Genomic DNA, 17,021 nt, shown 5'->3' on the forward strand with positions numbered 1-17,021 from the left:
GACTGCCTTGTTCAACGCCGAGCCTCGCCCCCACCTGTGGCTCGTGATAATCTGGAACCACCATCTTTGCTGAAGGGATCGGCCAGGTACTATGGATAGCGGTTCGATAGTTTTTTCTTTCTTCCTGATCTTTGCCGGTGCAGCCGTGCTGGCATCGGTTGCGCTTTATACCCGTCAACCTCTGCTGATTGCCTACATCGTGTTGGGAGCCCTGATTGGCCCTTCCGGTCTGGCGATGATTAACGACACCCAGTTGCTAAGCGATATTGCCCACGTCGGCATCATCTTTTTGCTGTTTCTTCTGGGACTGGACATGCAACCTGCCCACCTGGCCCATATGTTGCGCAAAACCTCCTGGATCGGTGTCGCCAGCTCCGTTGCCTTTGCCCTGATCGGTTACGCCACCGGCCTGCTGTTCGGTTTCAGTACCCAGGAAGCGATTATCATGGGCGCGGCCATGATGTTTTCCAGCACCATCATCGGTATCAAGCTGCTGCCCACCACCGTGCTGCATCACAAGCACACCGGTGAGTTGGTGGTCAGCATCCTGCTTCTGCAGGACTTGATAGCGATCATGGTGCTACTGTTCCTTTACTCCAACGAGGGAGACAGCCCAACCCTGGCCATGTTCACCGCCCTGCTGGCACTGCCCCTGCTGCTGCTGTTCGCTTTCGGCTTTGTGAAATACCTGCTGCTGCCACTGATGGGAAAGTTCGACCGTTTTCACGAATACCTGTTTCTGGTCGCCATCGGCTGGTGTTTGGGGCTGGCCGAACTGGCACACGCTATCGGCCTGTCCGCGGAAATCGGCGCTTTTATTGCCGGCGTTTCGGTCGCTACCAGCCCCATCTCCCAGTACATTGCCGTCAGCCTCAAACCCTTGCGGGATTTCTTCCTCATCCTCTTCTTCTTTTCAGTGGGCGCGAGCTTCAACCTGGCGCTGCTGGACGACGTCTTTATCCCGGCACTGGTACTGACTATTCTGACCCTGGGGGCTAAACCCCTGGTGTTTAAATACTGCCTGAGCAAAAGCGGCGAGGACGCGTCGACCAGCTGGGAGGTGGGCTTCCGCCTGGGCCAAACCAGCGAGTTTTCGATCCTGATCGCCTATATTGCGGCGTCAGCGGCGCTGATCGGTACCGAAGCCTCCCATGTTATCCAGGCCACCGCTATCATGAGCTTCCTGATCTCCTCCTACATAGTGGTCTTTAACTTCAAGTCGCCGATCGCGGTCTCTGACCGGCTTAGGAGAGACTAGCCGCCACTAAAAAGCCCGGCATTGGCCGGGCTTTTTAGTGGCGGGCTGAACGGTTAATCCACTCTGACCAGAATGCGACCCACCGCCCGTCCGCGAAAGATCTGTTCAATGGCATCGGGCAACTCTTCCAGGGCGATTTCGGTGACCACCGACTCCAGGCACTCCAGCTGCCACTCACCGGCCAGGCGCTGCCACATCGCCTGCTTAACCTCGATCGGCTGCTCAACCGAATCCACTCCCAGCAGGTTGACCCCACGCAGGATAAAGGGGAACACATTGGCCTGGAAGTTGGGTGACGCCACCATACCGCAACAGGCCACACTCCCCCCGTACTTGAGGGACTTGACGATATTGAAGAGGATATCCCCCCCCACGGTATCGACTGCTCCGGCCCAGGTCTCCTTCAGCATCGGGCGATCGGTGCCCTCACTGATGGTGTCACGATCCACAACCTTTTTGGCGCCCAGGTGGATCAGGCGATCAACCATCTCCAGCTTACCCGTGCTGGCAGCCACATCGAACCCCAGCTTGGAGAGCAGCGCCACACTGATGCTGCCTACCCCGCCGGTAGCACCACTGACAAACACCTCGCCCAGGTCCGGTTTTACCCCGGCGGCCAGCAGTTTATCGACGCAGAGCGCGGCAGTAAGGCCGGCCGTACCCAACACCATCGCCTGGCGCAGGCTCAAGCCGCGCGGCAGGGGTACCGCCCATTCAGCGGGAATACGAATGTATTGGGAAAATCCACCGGCGGTGTTCATACCGAGGTCGTAACCCGTCACGATCACCTCATCACCCGCCGAAAACAGATCACTTCCGGAAAACTCCACCACACCGCCCGCATCGATGCCCGGCGTATGGGGGTAGCTCTTGGTTACCCCCTTGTTACCCTTGGCCGATAGCGCATCCTTAAAGTTCAGGGAGGAATACTTTACCCGAATCAGCAGATCCCCGGGGGGCAGATCATCAAACTCCCGCTCAACCACCTGTTGACTGTAGAGGCTCTCTCCCTCCCTGCGTTCCACGAGTAGCGCTTTAAATCGGCTCACAATCAATCTCCTTGGACCTTTATCAAGAGAGCAGCCGTATCTGCTGCACTCGACTCCACCATTTTACCAGCAAGCGGTCCGCTGACTGCTCGGCTGCCAGCCCTAACTTTTCAGGCAAGGATCGCTTGTAGACATAGCTCACCTGAAAAATATCACGCTCGTCCTTGAGATCAAACAGATACTCATCACTGGTTTTCAATTCATCGACCAACTGTTGCTCCAGCGCACGTTTACCGAACCAGACCTCACCGGTGGCGATCTTCTCCATATCCAGCTGTGGTCGGTGCTCAGAGACAAACTCCTTAAACAGCCCGTGGGTATCCTCGAGCTCCTCCATGAATTTCTGCCGCCCCTTGTCGGTGTTCTCACCAAACATCGTCAGGGTACGCTTGTGTTCACCGGCCGTCAGCAGCTCCACATCCACGTGGTTTTTCTTCAGCAATCGGTGGAAATTGGGCAATTGGGCCACCACACCGATGGAGCCGAGAATGGCAAAGGGGGCCGCAAGAATGCGGTCGGCGATACAGGCCATCATGTAGCCTCCACTGGCCGCCACCTTGTCCACAGCCACCGTCAGGGGAATGCCCTTATTGCGGATACGCTGTAGTTGGGAGGCTGCCAGGCCGTAGCTATGCACCATCCCCCCGCCGCTTTCGAGGCGGACCAGCACCTCATCCCTGGACCGCGCCAGCCCCAATACCGCCGAAATCTCCTCTCGCAGGGTCTCCACATCGGAAGCCCGGATATCACCATCGAAGTCTAGGACGTAGAGTCGGGGCTTACCCTCATCCCCTTCGTCCTCTGCCCCTTCGTCTGCGGGTTTGCTATGCTGCTTGGCCTGCTGCTTGGCCTGCTTACGCTCCTGCTTCTCCTTACGCTTCTGCTCCTTCTGCTCGGCCTTTATCTGCTCCTCATCCAGCACCTCGGCTTTGAGCTGATCCAGCATGTCACGATACTCATCGTTCAGTCGGGTAACCTCAAGCTGTCCTGAATGGGCTCCACGCTTGTGACGGCCGGCAATGGCAACCACCCCCATCAGCAGAATCAGGATACCCAAAATCAGGGTGAAGGTTTTAGCGAAAAAGAGGCCGTATTCGGCAAGGAATTCCAAGATAGTGATCTCCAAACAGAGTTGATGCGGGTAACGGATAGCGCAGTTTATGTGAAACGGCCATCTCCTGACAAACCCTGTCGAACCATAACCTTCAGCTGTCTCAAGCCTTGAAAACCGGACGAGCCATCGCCAAACAAAATTCAAACAAGCGTATGATTATTGTGTTGACAGCGCAGTCCAATCCCCCTAACCTGCTGGTGTTTGCTTCTGTTACATATTGAAACAAACCATAATTGAGAGCGCAGAATTCATCTGATAAACGCCAACCCAGCCGACCCAAAGAGATTAAGCCCTTCGGTCGGCCTAACCGTTAAGGAATTAGAAGAATGCCAACAGTAGCTGAAATCATCGATCAAATGAAAGCCAAGTTTAACCCCGACGCGGCCGCCGGACTGGACGTCGTCTTTCAGTTTGATATCGAAGACGGAGAAACCTACAACCTGACGGTGAAAGATGGCACCTGTGAAATCGCCAACGGAGCACACGACGCTCCATCCGTTACCCTGATCATGAGCTCCGATACCCTGGCTGGCATCATGTCTGGCGAAACCGATGGCATGCAGGCCTTTATGGGCGGCAAGCTACGTGCCGAGGGCAACATCATGCTGGCGACCAAGCTGGCCGACCTGTTCCCGGTCAACTGATCCCAGGCGGGTAGGGGAGCCACTCCCCTACCCTCTACTCGTCCCCTCTTTATTCTCTCAACCGCTCCAGACCCGACCCGCCCAAAATGGCTCAGCGCCACTGGGCAAGCGCAGCCCGGGCAGAATCATTGACCGCCTCAACCCGCACCTCGCCTGCCACTATATCAACACGATAGAGCCCACCATCGACCATGGGGAGGTAGTCGGATTGCGCCAGCCCCGCCTGCAACAGCGAAGAGGTGCCCACCAGCTGAATCAACTGCCATCCATCGACACCATACTGACTGACAGCCAAGGGTTCCGCCTTGCGATCCGCCTGCTGCTCCTGCTCGATGGATAGGTAACGTGCCGTAATGTCCGCCAGCCGGTAACCAGGACTCAACCCCAGCCGGGACAGCACAGGGCTCCAGCTTACACGGCGCACCCCAAGGCGCCAGAGCTCCCCCTGCAGTTCAACCAGGCTTTCCGCTCCCTTTCGATCAGCGACCACCGCGCGAAACTGCTGCTCCCCCTGCTGGGAAAAGCTGATGGTCGCCAGGGTTTCCGTACCGGAGACCGGGGTATAACTGTAGGTATCCCAGCCGAGTAAAGCGGTCACACCGGCGGCAGCCAACACCAGCAAGCCGGCGCTGCCTCGCAGCCAGGCCAGTAACCAGTTGCCCCCCAACAATTTGAATGCGACGTATAACAGCAGCAGAGCTACCAGGCCGACGCCGACGGCGATTCCCCCATAGATCATGAACACCTATCCCTATTGGTTTTGCTAGCTCGATTATGCGTTGTCATCAACCAATTGGCCAGTTATGCTCAGCGCTTTTCAGCGATCCTGTGACCCAACCAAGATGATCGAAGCACTATTCGGACTGGCACCGTCACTCCTCCTGTTCCTTGTGCTGATCGCCTTTCTCGCAGGCTTTATTGACGCTATTGCTGGTGGCGGCGGACTGCTAACCATCCCCGCCCTGCTGACCGCCGGCCTCCCCCCTCACCTCGCGCTGGGTACCAACAAGCTCTGCGCCACTTTCGGCTCACTGACCGCCTCCATCACCTTTTACCGTCGCGGTATTTTCAACCCCCGACTGTGGATTGCCGCCGCCTGCGCAACTGCCCTGGGGGCCGCTTCGGGAGCTCTCGTAGCCGATCAGGTGAGCGCCGACTGGCTCAACAAACTGTTGCCCCTGATCATCATACTGACCGCGATCTACGCCCTGCTGGTGAAACCTCTCACCGACGACAACCAGGGCACAGAGCCACAAACCCACGGGAAAGCCACCCAATGGCTTCAGGGGCTCGGGATCGGCTTTTATGATGGTGTGGCGGGACCAGGAACCGGTTCCTTCTGGACGCTGAGCAGCCTCTCACTCTATCGCATGAACCTGCTGTTCAGCTCCGGGCTGGCACGGGTGATGAACTTCATTAGCAATGCCGTGAGCCTGGTGACTTTTGCCCTACTCGGCCACGTCAACCTGCTGCTCGGCGTCAGCCTGGGACTCGCGCTGATGGTGGGCGCCTATGTAGGGGCTCGCTCGGCTATCCGCTTTGGCGGCCGGTTTATTCGACCGGTATTTACCCTGGTGGTACTGGCCATCGCCTGCCGCCTGGTGTGGCAGCACTGGCTTCAGTGATCAGACAGGAAAACCCAGTTCCTTCACCGCCGACTCCGCCAGCTTCAGCACATCATCCCCCTCATACTTGCCGCCGTTAAGGCCCTGTAAGTAAAAGTCCAGACCGGTCAGTGCATCGGCCAGGGTTTCCAGATCACCCTGGGAGGGGGCTCCGGGCTTACCCAACACCTTCTCCTTCAGGTAGCGCTGGCAGGCAGCCACCGCATTGGAAGCGCGCTCTTCATCAATAAAGAAGAGACCGCCGCGCAGCCCGTCCAGGGTGACATCGACATTGGCCAGATGCATCTGGTCCCAATCCGATTCCGTAAAGGCGGTGATCGCCCGCTTCAACATCGCCAGGCCGGCCTGGGTCTCATCGATGACCACTATACGGGCTTCAAACAGCTGGTTGTTGGCCATAATAGTGGCCTGATCGGTCTCCACCGCTTTCAGGTCCTTGCCCGCTCGCGGTTGCTCAAGGCTGGCCACCATGGACTCCACGTACAAAATAGCGTCGGCAAGCGCCATCAACTGCTGGCGGTCTTCCACCTTACCTGCGGCGCCCCAGGAGGCCACCGCCTCCTGATTGGCTTGCAGCGCCTTGGAGGCCGACACCAGTCCCACCATACCCAGCGTCTTGGGCAGCCGGCCCACCAGGGCCGACATCTCCTCGAAGTCGACGTTGCTGCCACGTTCCACCAGGTCAAGCATATCCTTGAGGCTGGAGAGCTCCTCCTTCAGTGCCGCCGACAACGAGCGGAATACCTCGTTACCGGGCCCCGCCATGATCGAACGCTCCTCAGCCAGGGTGTGGTCATTAAAGGGCAGCGGCAACAGGTTGAACTCTTTCTTGACCTCACGGGCAAGTTCACCCTGGGTGTCACCCAGCACCACCAGATAGAGCAGTTCCTTGACCAGGGTCTTGTCAAAGCTGGCCGCAGTGTCGCCCATAACCAGCATCCGAATCAGTCGGTCGACCTTGCCGAACAGCAACTTGCGCTCGGTATAGGTGCCCATTTCGGCATCCACCATCACTTCAAGCGCCGCAGAGGCCACCTGTAAAAGCCGAGCCCCCTTGCCCGGCTCCATCAGACTGTAAAGGCGCTGCAGCGCACGCTCCATCAGTTTGAGGCTGGACTGGGTATTCTCCTCCTTGAACAGGCCCAGGAGGCCAACCTGATACATCAGGCGCAAACGACGGCCGGTCTCCTCGCTGGCAACCAGATCACCGATCTCCCCCCCCTCGGGGAGAGGTGCGCGAATGGAGTAGAAAAAGCTTTCCGGCAACAACGGTGCCCGGCGTGTCCGCCGGAGTTCATTGACTGTGGGCAGCAACAGCTCAGGAATCTCCTCCCGGCTCTGTTGGAGGTACTCGAGGTAGCGACTCAGCACAAAGAGGGAGTTGCTCAACACGCCCAGCGCATCATCCCGGTCGTTACCGGCCCCCTCGGGGATATCGGTCGCCAACTCAAACATCTCTTCAGCCAGGAGTTCGCCAGCACTCATCTCGATCAGGCTTAAGGTCCCACGGACTTGCTTGATGCAATCGACACAAGCCTGCAGGTGCGCGCCCTGATCCCGCTCCTCGATAAACTGCTCCAGGCTGTTTTCAGCCTGCTGGATGGTAGACTCCAGCTCTTCCCGAACCAGATTTAATGAACTAGCACCGGCCATTGGGCCCCCTCTTCTTGGTTAGGATCGCGCCCCTCCGGGGCCGCGCCATTGGGGTAATCAGTCTTCAAACTCTGGCTGGGACTTGCTCATCCCCGCCATTACCGCCACCTTAAGATCGGTCGCCTGCAACATAGCAGCGTTCCAGGTTGCAACGTAATTAAGGCCATCCTCAATGGAGTGATCTCGGCTGTAACGCAACATCTCTTTGGTTCCCTGAACCGCAATGGGGGATTTGGTGGCGACCGACTGGGCCACCTCCATCACTTTCTCCATCATCAGCTCGCGACTGCTGAAACACTCGTTCACCAAACCGATGCGCAGGGCCTCTTCCCCCTCAACCACCCGCCCGGTGTAGGCCATTTCACGTACAATACCTGCGTTAACAATATGGGGAAGACGCTGAAGGGTTCCCCAGTCGGCCGCCAGCCCCATATCCACCTCCTTGATGGAAAAGCGGCTGTCACTTACGCAGTAACGTATATCACAGGCAGAGACCAGGTCGATCCCGCCGCCATAACAGCAACCATGGATCGCGGCCAGCACCGGCTTGGGGCACTCATCGATGCAGTTCATCAACTGCTGGGTGTGTTTCACCACCCGCTTGAGCTTGAGTGCATTACGAGCCACCTCTTTACCCAGCTGGCTACCGATCTCCATCAGCATTCCCAGGTCAATACCGGAGCAGAAATGGGCACCGCTACCACTGATCACAACAGCGCGAACACTGGCTTCTGAAGCCACCCAGTCAAAGGCGGCCTGTAACTCCTCCCACATCTGCTGGTTAATGGCATTAGCCTTGTCGCCCCGATTCATTTCGATATGGGCTACCTTGCCCTTCTGGACCACGGCTACGGTCTTCAACTCCAACATTACAGACTCCAATAAGGGAACAACCAAAGTAATCGATTCACTATATCAATCCTAAAGCAAAATGCTAAGTAGTTCGTGCAACACGCTGTCCTCAAAACAGGAGCCCGGTCACGCTTCGCCGCACACAACAGCGTGGCGCGGGGTTCGCTATCCCCCCTCCCAAATAGCGCAGCCTAACCCGCTGTTTTGCAACCTTCGATATAACAATTCTCTCCCGACTGGGTATAATGTCCGCCTTTTTTTGGGGCGGGGCCTACTCCCGTCATAAATAACAAAACAGCAGGGACGCCCATGGCGATTCTGAGCTTCGGTTTTCAAGGGGATATCACCGCATGAGTGGATCACTACGGGGTGCGTTTGCAAGCAACTTCCTGGGCAACACCTCAGGCTGGTACAAGTACACCATCATTGCGTTTCTACTACTGAACCCGGTCCTGCTTTATGTAGCCGGACCTACAGTGGCCGGCTGGGTGCTGGTGCTGGAGTTCATCTTCACCCTGGCGATGGCCCTTAAATGCTACCCGCTACAACCCGGAGGGCTACTGGTGGCCGAGGCCCTTGTGATAGGCCTCACCAGCCCCGAATCCCTGAAGCACGAAGTGTTTCAGAACTTCCCAGTGATCCTGCTGTTGATGTTCATGGTAGCCGGTATCTACTTCATGCAGAACCTGCTGCTGTTTGCCTTCACCAAGATCCTGCTTGGGGTTCGCTCAAAAGTGATGTTGTCGCTGCTGTTCTCCATTGTCGCCGCTGTTCTCTCCGCTTTCCTCGATGCCCTGACGGTGACCGCGGTGGTGATCAGCGTCGGGGTCGGCTTCTATTCGGTCTACCACAAGGTGGCATCCGGCAAAAAGCTTCAGCAAGCCGACCACAACCACCTGCAGGACGACCTGGTAGTGGAGTTTCACCGTAGCGACCTGGAGCAGTTCCGAGCCTTCCTGCGCAGCCTGCTGATGCACGCGGCTGTGGGTACCGCACTCGGGGGCGTCTGCACCTTGGTGGGCGAGCCGCAGAACCTGCTGATCGCGGAGAAGATGGGATGGAACTTCCTCGAGTTCTTTGTGCGTATGGCGCCGGTCACCATGCCGGTCCTGGTGTGCGGCCTGCTGACCGTTATCCTGCTCGAGCTGACCGGCTGGTTCGGCTACGGCGCCACGCTACCGGAAAAGGTCCGCTCGGTGCTGGAGGAGTTCAATGAGATCGAATCAAAAAAACGCACCGCCAAGGATCAGGCTGCTCTGCTGGTGCAGGCTCTGGTGGGTCTCATCCTGGTGTTCGGGCTGGCCTTTCACCTGGCGGAGGTAGGCCTGATCGGTCTGCTGGTGATCGTACTGATCACCTCCTTCAACGGTGTCATTGACGAGCACCAGATCGGCAAGGCATTTCAGGAGGCGCTCCCCTTCACCTCCCTGTTGGTTGTGTTCTTCGGGGTGGTCGCGGTGATCCACGACCAGCACCTCTTTTCCCCGATCATCAACGCCGTGCTGGCCATGGATACCGAGATACAGCCCAGTATGTTCTTCCTTGCCAACGGCGTGTTATCGATGATCAGCGATAACGTGTTTGTCGCCACCGTCTACATCAACGAGGTAAAAGCCGCGTTCGATAGCGGCGCCATCAGCCGCGAGCAATTCGACACGCTGGCGATTGCCATCAATACCGGCACCAACCTGCCCAGTGTGGCAACCCCCAACGGCCAGGCCGCCTTCCTGTTCCTGCTGACCTCGGCGCTGGCCCCACTGATCCGTCTCTCCTACGGACGCATGGTGGTTATGGCCTTACCCTACACCCTGGTAATGGGCAGCGTCGGCCTGTTGGCAGTGCGTTTTTTGATCTAAAAGAAAGCGTTTAGCCATAAAAAAGCGAGCCCCATGGCTCGCTTTTTTATGGGGTGATAGATCGGCTAAACTGTAAAGCGGAAACAGCACTGGTAACATCCCAGCCCCTATAGCTACGAAGCGACAGCAACCACAACACGGCCACGGACTTTACCGGCCAGCAGCTCTTCGGCTACCTTGACGCTCTCTTCGAGGCTGATTTCGCGAGAAATTTTTTCCAGTCTCGACAGATCCAGTAACCCGGCCAGGCGCGCCCATGCCAGCTCCCGGTCTTTGATGGGTCGCATGACACTGTCAATGCCCAGAAGGGACACGCCCCTTAATATGAATGGAGCCACCGTTGCCGGAAAATCCATGCCCTGTGCAAGGCCGCAAGCCGCAACTGAGCCACCGTATTTGGTTCCGGCACAGACATTGACCAGGGTGTGACTGCCTACCGAATCAATAGCTGCAGCCCATCGCTCTTTGCCAAGTGGACGCCCGGGCTCGGACAGCTCGGCCCGGTCGATTATCTCGCTGGCACCCAGTGACTTAAGGTATTCAGCCTCTTCAGTCCGCCCAGTGGAAGCAATCACCTGATACCCCAGTGCAGACAAGAGCGTCACGGCAAAACTGCCAACACCGCCATTTGCACCGGTTACCAATACCGGCCCCTGTTCTGGTGTCAGGCCATTTTGTTCCAGCGCATTAATACAGAGCATCGCCGTGTAGCCTGCCGTCCCCACAGCCATGGCCTGCTTGCCATTCAGACCTTCAGGCAGTCGAATAAGCCACTGGCTTTTGAGTGACGCCACTTCTGCCAGCCCACCACAGTGGACTTCACCCACACCCCAGCCATTCAGCAATACGCGGTCACCCGGCTTAAAGTCTGGGGAATTGGACTGTTCTACCGTACCCACCAGATCAATACCGGGGATCATCGGAAACTGACGCACGACCGGACTCTTTCCGGTAATAGCCAGAGCATCCTTGTAATTTAGTGTGCTGTACTCAACCCGGATTTTGACATCACCGTCCGGCAATACGGATTCGTCTATATCGGCCAGTTCGCATCGATACCCCTGATCGTCTTTCTTAATGATGAGCCCTTTGAACATGTCGATTTACCTCCGCTTGATTAGGTTGTCCGGTTTCCCATTGGTTGATTAAGGCAATGCAGAAACTGTTGAAGAAAATGGGTTAATGGCTGAGGGCTTTGCTGCAAGCGGGCACGCATCACTGCGCCTTCCCAGCCAATCCAGAAAAATTCGGCCATTGCCGAGCAATTGGTATCCTTGGGTATTTCGCCCTGCTGAACGGACAAGATCAGGCAGTTTTCAATCTTTTGTTGCCAGATACCGAAAATCTCCAATAATTTGGGGCGAAAACTTTCGGGGAGAAGTTCCACTTCCTGACCCAGGTTGCCTACCAGACAGCCGCGCTGCCAGTCGTGTCGCTGCATGCCCTGATTGGCATCGGTGCAAAATTCTCTAATACGAGCCAAAGGCGTCAATTCTTGATTTAACAGGTGCTTGTCGAGCTTGTGGACGAAAAACCGGTGGTAACTTTGCAGCACCTCCTGACCAAAAGCCTCTTTGCTTGGGAAAAAGTAATAAAAGGAACCTTTTGGAATCCCCACTCGTTTCAGAATCAAATCGAGACCGGCACTACTAAAGCCCTGGGCTGTAAGTACTTCAACGCCACTTCGAATTAACAAGGCGCGCGTGTCGATATCAGGCCTTGAAGCTTTTGGTGGTCTGCCCCGTCTTTTTTTTGCGGGCTCAGCAGAAGCCTGCGTTGACATTTTAATCTGTTCTGTTGGCATGCCCTAAAATATAGACCGGTCGTCTATTAAATACAAGTGAAGATCACAGAGGTAAACCTGGCGGTCAAAAACTGAACGCACCCTTTGCTATAGGCCCTCGCGGTTGCGGGGACGACCCTGAAACCGCCAGTAACTGATCGGGTTGGCACGACTCCAGGAGGGGGGGGGGATGGGCTGGTTAACTTTTATCCTGAGAGGCTTGCCGGGGGTGGCTTGGGGGGGGGAGAAGGCTCATAGACAGCAACAGCTTTAGCAACACCACCCTACCCTCACTGGCAACGGCGGCCTCCATTGCTGCGAGCGTCTATCTGCCTGGCCGAGCGGCATGCAGGCTCCAACAGGGGATTGCCTATGCCATCTGGATGGATGGCAGGTATGGTGGAGGAGGCGGTGGTGAGGGTTGGGCTCTTTCAGGAACCCGTGTCGATCGGCGAAACGGGGCAGCCTGTACCTGCCGATTGCTGGCACCCTCAGCCTTTAATGGTCCACCGCTGCCAAACCCAACGGGCGCCCAGACAATAAAGGGGCGCGTTTAAACGGGCCCCTGGTATTTTGTTGGCAATGCGGAAGCGGCGCTCGGTCGGCGCCTAGAGCCCGCGCCAGAGGCACTCCCCCTTGGCGGCAATCTCGTCCAGCTTGGCTTCGTGAGCGCTGAGCTCATCCACCGACGCCGGGATCACCGGCAGAGGCAAACGACCCGACGCCAGGCGACGGATAACGGCCGCCTCTTCGGCGGCCGACTCCTGATCGCCTCCCCCCAGGGAGAGCGAGGTCTGGCCGCCGGTCATCACCAGGTAAAGGTCGGCAAGGATCTCGGCGTCCAGCAGCGCGCCATGGAGTTCGCGCGAGGAGTTGTCGACGCCGTAGCGCTTGCACAGGGCGTCGAGGTTGTTCTTCTGGCCGGGGTGACGCCCACGCGCCATCACCAGGGTATCCACCACCCCACAGATCGAACCCACCGCAGGCAGGCTGGCATCCAGCATGCCGAACTCGTGATCTATAAAGCCGATATCGAAGGGGGCGTTGTGAATCACCAGCTCTGCGCCACGAATAAACTCGATAAAGTCGCTGCAGATCTCGGCAAAGCGAGGCTTGTCGGCGAGAAACTCATTGGTGATCCCGTGTACTGCAATCGCGCCCTGGTCGACCTCACGTTCGGGGTTGATATAAACATGGTAGTGGCGGCCAGTGTGCTTACGTCCCACCAGCTCCACGCAACCGATCTCGATGATCCGATGCCCCTGCTTCGGCTCAAGGCCGGTTGTTTCTGTATCCAGTACCACCTGACGCATGATTAAGCCCTCAACACCTGTTCTACCCCGGCATTGGCCAACTCATCGGCCAACTCGTTTTCGGGGTGCCCGCTATGCCCCTTGACCCACAGCCACTGGATACTATGAGGCTGCACAGCCTCGTCCAGCAAACGCCACAGATCTGCATTCTTGACCGGTTGCCGAGCGGCGGTTTTCCAGCCGCGTTTTTTCCAGTTCTGCATCCACTCGGTAATCCCCTTGCGCAGGTACTCCGAATCGGTGGTCAGCCGAACCTGGCAGGGACGGTTGAGCGCCTCAAGGGCCTTGATGGCGGCCATCAACTCCATGCGGTTATTGGTCGTATTGAGTTCGCCGCCATACAGGGACTTTTGCTTCCCCCCGTAACGCAGCACCGCCCCCCAGCCCCCGGGGCCAGGGTTGCCCTTACAGGCTCCATCCGTATAGATCTCTACCACCTGCTCGCTCAACTAGTTTCTCCTGCTGTTTTGTTCTACCACCACTCCGGTCACCAGCCGCTTGCGGGGTACCCGCCAGCGGGGCCGAATCGCTGTCAGCACCCGCTCTTCACGGGTTGCCTGCACCAGATAAAAGCCACCCAGGGGCAATTTCCAGCGGCTCCCCAGCTGGGTCACACGCTGCTCGACCCGCTGCCAGGCGGGATTTCCGGTTAACGGAAAAAAGGCGCCGTAGGATACCGCATCAACCGAGTACCCCAACAGTTGTAACCAGTCCTGCACCCTATAACTGGACAGGTAACGCCCCGAAGAGAGGGGTAAACGACGGTTAGGAAAGCAACGGTTAAGCAGGTTGATACCACTAAGGGGGTTAAACCCGATGATGATCACCTTCCCTCCGGGGATCACACAGCGGGCTGCCTCACGCAGCAATTTCTGGGGGCGCTTGCAAAAATCCAGCGCATGGTGAATCACCACCGCATCCAGCGACCGGTCCGCAACGGCCCAGTCATCGTAGTGGCAACGTATCTGGTGGGTGCCGCAGCGGGCCCTGCCCGTGGTACAGATGGTAAACCGATGACCAATACGGCAGTTGGCGAGCAGCTGACTGGCGTCGGCGATCCCAATGTGGGCACAGTGGTAACCAAACAGGCACGACAGGCTCTCATCGAGCATCGCTTTCTGCTGTTCAAGCAGCTCCCTGCCCTGATCACTGTCAAACCAGTGTTGCAGCGAGGGCAGTAGCTGATCAAAATCCGACCGCTCCCGCTTAGCCAACCAAAGCCCCATGTTATGAGCACCTCAAATACGATAGTCTGTATCATAACACCCGAACCCTGTGACCTGAACGACTAGCCACCGGATCGCCCAAAGGAGCCTGACATGCTGACTCTCACCCCCGTGCCCGCCTTTAATGACAACTACATCTGGTGCCTGAGCAGGGGAGATCGCGCCTGGGTCGTGGATCCGGGAGACGCCACCCCGGTCATGGAACACCTCAAGCGGGAAGGGCTTGCGCTCGAGGGCGTGCTGATTACCCACCACCACCCCGACCATACCGGCGGAATCTCCACCCTCAGCGCAGAACACCCGGACCTGGTGGTGGTGGGACCGGACAACCCCCGCATTAACGGCCTGACTCGCCGCATCAACGAGGGGGAATCCGTTGAGCTACTGGGCTGCCACTTTGACGTATTGGCTACCCCCGGCCATACCCTCGACCACCTATGCTACTTTAGCGACACCGAGCAACAGCGACCCATCCTGTTTTGCGGTGACACCCTCTTTGCGGGCGGCTGTGGACGCCTGTTTGAGGGAACGGCTACACAGATGCTGAACTCGCTGCAGAAGCTGGCGGCACTCCCTCCCCGGACGCAGGTCTGTGCGGCCCATGAATACACCCTCTCAAACCTGGCCTTTGCCCTGGCCGTTGAACCCGACAACCCGGAGCTGCAGCAGCGCCTGGCCCACTGCCAGCAGTTACGTGAGCAGAATACCCCGACCCTGCCCTCTAGCCTGCAGGAGGAGCTCAACAGCAACCCCTTTATGCGTACCCGCGAGCCCTCTGTGGTGGAAGCCGCTCAACGCCAGGGGGCAGAAACAACCGAGGATGAAAGTGCAATCTTTGCGGCGATTCGCAGCTGGAAGGATCGTTTCTAGGGCCCCACGACCATTGGTGATACACTTCCCCGCTTTCGTAACGACAAAAGAGCCGCCCTTCGCCCTATGACGAACCGCCCCTTCTTGCTGCCGCTGCTGATCGCGTTAAGCTCCTCCCTGCTGGTCGCCTGCCAGCCCATCGCCCTATCGCCGACGGCTACCCCCCTCGATACCAGCCGCGACCTCGCCACCGAGGTCGCGGGTGACAGTGGGGAGTCAGCCCACCCCTCCCTGCGGGAGGAGGAGCCCGCCTCAGAACGCTGGGCCACCATCATAAGCCGCACCCAGAACAGCAGCGAGCAGGCGGTTGATCCAGCGCCGATTACGGATCTCTGGCAACGCACACGGGAGGGTTTCCAGCTGGATCTGGAGCAGGACAACCCGCGCATCAACGCTGAACTCCGCTGGTATTCGACTCACCAGGCTTATCTGGACCGGGTTTCCGATCGGGCCAGCCGTTACATGTTCTATATCGTCGAAGAGATTGAAAAGCGTGGTATGCCCACCGAGCTTGCCCTGCTGCCCGTCGTCGAAAGCGCTTACGACCCCTTCGCCTACTCCCACGGGCGGGCCTCCGGTATGTGGCAGTTTATTCCCTCCACCGGTCGCCACTTTGGCCTCAAGCAAAACTGGTGGTACGACGGACGTCGCGATGTTATCGCCTCTACCCAGGCCGCTCTCGACTACATGCAGCAGCTCCATCAGCGCTTCGGTGACTGGGAGCTGGCCCTGGCCGCCTATAACTCCGGCGGTGGAACCGTTGCCCGCGCCCTGCGCCGCAACCGTGCAGCCGGCAAGCCCGATGACTTCTGGTCCCTTAACCTGCCCCGAGAGACTCGGGCTTACGTTCCCAAGCTGATCGCCCTTAGCAAACTGGTCAAGGCGCCCGACAGCTACCAGGTTAAGCTGCCCCAGATCCCCAACCAGCCCCACTTCGAAATCGTTGAAATCGAGGGGCAGATTGACCTCGCCCAGGCCGCGCGCATGGCTGAGCTGGAGATGACCGATCTGTACCAACTCAACCCCGCTTTTAACCAGTGGGCCACCGACCCGGACGGCCCCCACCGCTTGTTGATCCCCATCGACAAGGCCGCCGCATTCGACGAGCAGCTGGCGCAGCTTTCTCCCCAGCACCGAGTGCAATGGCAGCGTTACAAGGTGGCCGATGGCGACTCCCTGATTCGCATCGCCAAGAACCACAACACCTCCGTTGCCCTGATTAAGGAGATCAACCAGCTGCGTGGCTCCATGATCCGGGCCGGTCAAACCCTGCTGATTCCCCGCCCTTCAGCTAATATGGCAACCTACAGCCTGAGTGCCCATCAGCGCACCCTCAGCCGCCAGCAGAGAAACGTCAGCGGCAAGCAGAAACTCACCTACACCGTGCGTTCAGGAGACAGCTTCTGGACCATCTCCCGCCAGCATAAGGTAACGGTACGCGAGCTGGCACGCTGGAACAATATGGCCCCGGGAGACCCCTTGAAAGTGGGCAAAAAGTTGGTGATCTGGGGCTCGCCCTCGGTGGCGACTCAAAACCGTGCACCGGGTGTCATTCGCAAGGTCTCCTATCGGGTTCGCAGCGGCGACTCTCTCTCCCGCATTGCCGACCGCTTTAACGTGGGTGTCAGCCAGATCAAGCGCTGGAACACGCTGGATGCCAAGTACCTTCAGCCGGGACAGCTGCTGACCCTCTACGTGGATGTCACCAAAGGCGTCAACTAAGACTGAAGAGCGCCCATGGATGAGCGCGCTCGCTTAAGAAAAAGAAGGGAGTCGGG

At 57.9% G+C, this 17,021-nt stretch carries 16 protein-coding genes; 6 read left to right on the forward strand and 10 right to left on the reverse strand.

The annotated features are described in order from the left end of the window. Positions 1-91 precede the first annotated feature (91 nt). Positions 92-1,258: a cation:proton antiporter gene (locus tag D0544_RS07270; RefSeq protein ID WP_125015312.1), complete on the forward strand. Its 1,167-nt coding sequence runs from the start codon at positions 92-94 to the stop codon at positions 1,256-1,258. 53 nt (positions 1,259-1,311) lie between these two features. Here the strand turns inward: D0544_RS07270 and D0544_RS07275 are convergent, their stop codons facing one another. Then, on the reverse strand, positions 1,312-2,307 hold the full coding sequence (locus D0544_RS07275; RefSeq protein ID WP_125015313.1) for a YhdH/YhfP family quinone oxidoreductase: 996 nt from the start codon (positions 2,305-2,307) through the stop codon (positions 1,312-1,314). A gap of 22 nt (positions 2,308-2,329) precedes the next feature. After that, a complete protein-coding gene (gene sohB / locus D0544_RS07280; RefSeq protein WP_125015314.1) occupies positions 2,330-3,418 on the reverse strand; it encodes a protease SohB in 1,089 nt (362 codons plus the stop codon). 329 nt (positions 3,419-3,747) lie between these two features. On the opposite strand from sohB, the gene D0544_RS07285 reads away from it, so the two are divergent. Further along, positions 3,748-4,065, forward strand: a complete 318-nt coding sequence (locus tag D0544_RS07285) for an SCP2 sterol-binding domain-containing protein (protein WP_125015315.1) — start codon at positions 3,748-3,750, stop codon at positions 4,063-4,065. A 91-nt stretch (positions 4,066-4,156) separates the two neighbouring features. Here the strand turns inward: D0544_RS07285 and D0544_RS07290 are convergent, their stop codons facing one another. Then, positions 4,157-4,804, reverse strand: coding sequence for a hypothetical protein (locus D0544_RS07290; RefSeq protein ID WP_125015316.1), 648 nt, complete (start codon positions 4,802-4,804; stop codon positions 4,157-4,159). 103 nt (positions 4,805-4,907) lie between these two features. Between D0544_RS07290 and D0544_RS07295 the strand changes: the two genes are divergently transcribed. Continuing rightward, positions 4,908-5,690 (forward strand): TSUP family transporter, encoded by a 783-nt coding sequence (locus tag D0544_RS07295; protein WP_125015317.1) that lies wholly within the window; start codon positions 4,908-4,910, stop codon positions 5,688-5,690. On the opposite strand, the gene D0544_RS07300 is transcribed toward D0544_RS07295, so the two are convergent. Both D0544_RS07300 and D0544_RS07305 read right to left on the reverse strand, forming a co-directional pair. Continuing rightward, entirely contained in the window at positions 5,691-7,343 is a 1,653-nt protein-coding gene (locus tag D0544_RS07300) for a FimL-related protein (protein WP_125015318.1), read from the reverse strand. Between the two features lie 57 nt (positions 7,344-7,400). Beyond that, entirely contained in the window at positions 7,401-8,213 is an 813-nt protein-coding gene (locus D0544_RS07305) for a crotonase/enoyl-CoA hydratase family protein (protein ID WP_125015319.1), read from the reverse strand. Between the two features lie 332 nt (positions 8,214-8,545). Here D0544_RS07305 and nhaB point away from each other — a divergent pair, with 332 nt between their 5' ends. Continuing rightward, positions 8,546-10,051, forward strand: a complete 1,506-nt coding sequence (nhaB, locus tag D0544_RS07310; protein WP_125015320.1) for a sodium/proton antiporter NhaB — start codon at positions 8,546-8,548, stop codon at positions 10,049-10,051. A 113-nt stretch (positions 10,052-10,164) separates the two neighbouring features. Here nhaB and acuI read toward each other — a convergent pair whose 3' ends face one another. The 5 genes from acuI to D0544_RS07335 all read right to left on the reverse strand — a co-directional run bounded on the left by acuI (position 10,165) and on the right by D0544_RS07335 (position 14,373). Then, entirely contained in the window at positions 10,165-11,148 is a 984-nt protein-coding gene (gene acuI, locus D0544_RS07315; protein WP_125015321.1) for an acrylyl-CoA reductase (NADPH), read from the reverse strand. Positions 11,149-11,168: 20 nt separating this feature from the next. Next, complete coding sequence (acuR, locus tag D0544_RS07320) at positions 11,169-11,855, reverse strand: acrylate utilization transcriptional regulator AcuR (protein WP_243647261.1); 687 nt, start codon at positions 11,853-11,855, stop codon at positions 11,169-11,171. Between the two features lie 587 nt (positions 11,856-12,442). Next, a complete protein-coding gene (gene dnaQ, locus D0544_RS07325) occupies positions 12,443-13,147 on the reverse strand; it encodes a DNA polymerase III subunit epsilon (protein ID WP_125015322.1) in 705 nt (234 codons plus the stop codon). A 2-nt stretch (positions 13,148-13,149) separates the two neighbouring features. Next, positions 13,150-13,596 carry a ribonuclease HI gene (rnhA, locus tag D0544_RS07330; RefSeq protein WP_125015323.1) on the reverse strand — a complete coding sequence of 149 codons (447 nt, stop codon included), beginning with the start codon at positions 13,594-13,596 and terminating at the stop codon, positions 13,150-13,152. After that, the gene (locus tag D0544_RS07335; RefSeq protein WP_125015324.1) at positions 13,597-14,373 is read right to left on the reverse strand and encodes a methyltransferase domain-containing protein; all 777 of its coding nucleotides are present in this window, start codon (positions 14,371-14,373) and stop codon (positions 13,597-13,599) included. Positions 14,374-14,466: 93 nt separating this feature from the next. On the opposite strand from D0544_RS07335, the gene gloB reads away from it, so the two are divergent. Further along, positions 14,467-15,243 carry a hydroxyacylglutathione hydrolase gene (gloB, locus tag D0544_RS07340; RefSeq protein WP_207905787.1) on the forward strand — a complete coding sequence of 259 codons (777 nt, stop codon included), beginning with the start codon at positions 14,467-14,469 and terminating at the stop codon, positions 15,241-15,243. 66 nt (positions 15,244-15,309) lie between these two features. After that, a complete protein-coding gene (locus D0544_RS07345; RefSeq protein WP_125015325.1) occupies positions 15,310-16,965 on the forward strand; it encodes a lytic transglycosylase in 1,656 nt (551 codons plus the stop codon). Positions 16,966-17,021 lie beyond the last annotated feature (56 nt).

Source organism: Aestuariirhabdus litorea, from assembly GCF_003864255.1.
GTDB lineage: Bacteria > Pseudomonadota > Gammaproteobacteria > Pseudomonadales > Aestuariirhabdaceae > Aestuariirhabdus > Aestuariirhabdus litorea.

Coding starts and splice junctions, on each gene's coding strand:
- D0544_RS07270 (WP_125015312.1), top strand. CDS start 92: ATGGATAGCGGTTCGATAGTTTTTTCTTTCTTCCTGATCTTTGCCGGT.
- D0544_RS07305 (WP_125015319.1), bottom strand. CDS start 8,213: ATGTTGGAGTTGAAGACCGTAGCCGTGGTCCAGAAGGGCAAGGTAGCC.
- D0544_RS07290 (WP_125015316.1), bottom strand. CDS start 4,804: ATGATCTATGGGGGAATCGCCGTCGGCGTCGGCCTGGTAGCTCTGCTG.
- dnaQ (WP_125015322.1), bottom strand. CDS start 13,147: ATGCGTCAGGTGGTACTGGATACAGAAACAACCGGCCTTGAGCCGAAG.
- D0544_RS07300 (WP_125015318.1), bottom strand. CDS start 7,343: ATGGCCGGTGCTAGTTCATTAAATCTGGTTCGGGAAGAGCTGGAGTCT.
- D0544_RS07295 (WP_125015317.1), top strand. CDS start 4,908: ATGATCGAAGCACTATTCGGACTGGCACCGTCACTCCTCCTGTTCCTT.
- acuR (WP_243647261.1), bottom strand. CDS start 11,855: ATGCCAACAGAACAGATTAAAATGTCAACGCAGGCTTCTGCTGAGCCC.
- D0544_RS07335 (WP_125015324.1), bottom strand. CDS start 14,373: ATGGGGCTTTGGTTGGCTAAGCGGGAGCGGTCGGATTTTGATCAGCTA.
- D0544_RS07285 (WP_125015315.1), top strand. CDS start 3,748: ATGCCAACAGTAGCTGAAATCATCGATCAAATGAAAGCCAAGTTTAAC.
- D0544_RS07345 (WP_125015325.1), top strand. CDS start 15,310: ATGACGAACCGCCCCTTCTTGCTGCCGCTGCTGATCGCGTTAAGCTCC.
- acuI (WP_125015321.1), bottom strand. CDS start 11,148: ATGTTCAAAGGGCTCATCATTAAGAAAGACGATCAGGGGTATCGATGC.
- nhaB (WP_125015320.1), top strand. CDS start 8,546: ATGAGTGGATCACTACGGGGTGCGTTTGCAAGCAACTTCCTGGGCAAC.
- gloB (WP_207905787.1), top strand. CDS start 14,467: ATGCTGACTCTCACCCCCGTGCCCGCCTTTAATGACAACTACATCTGG.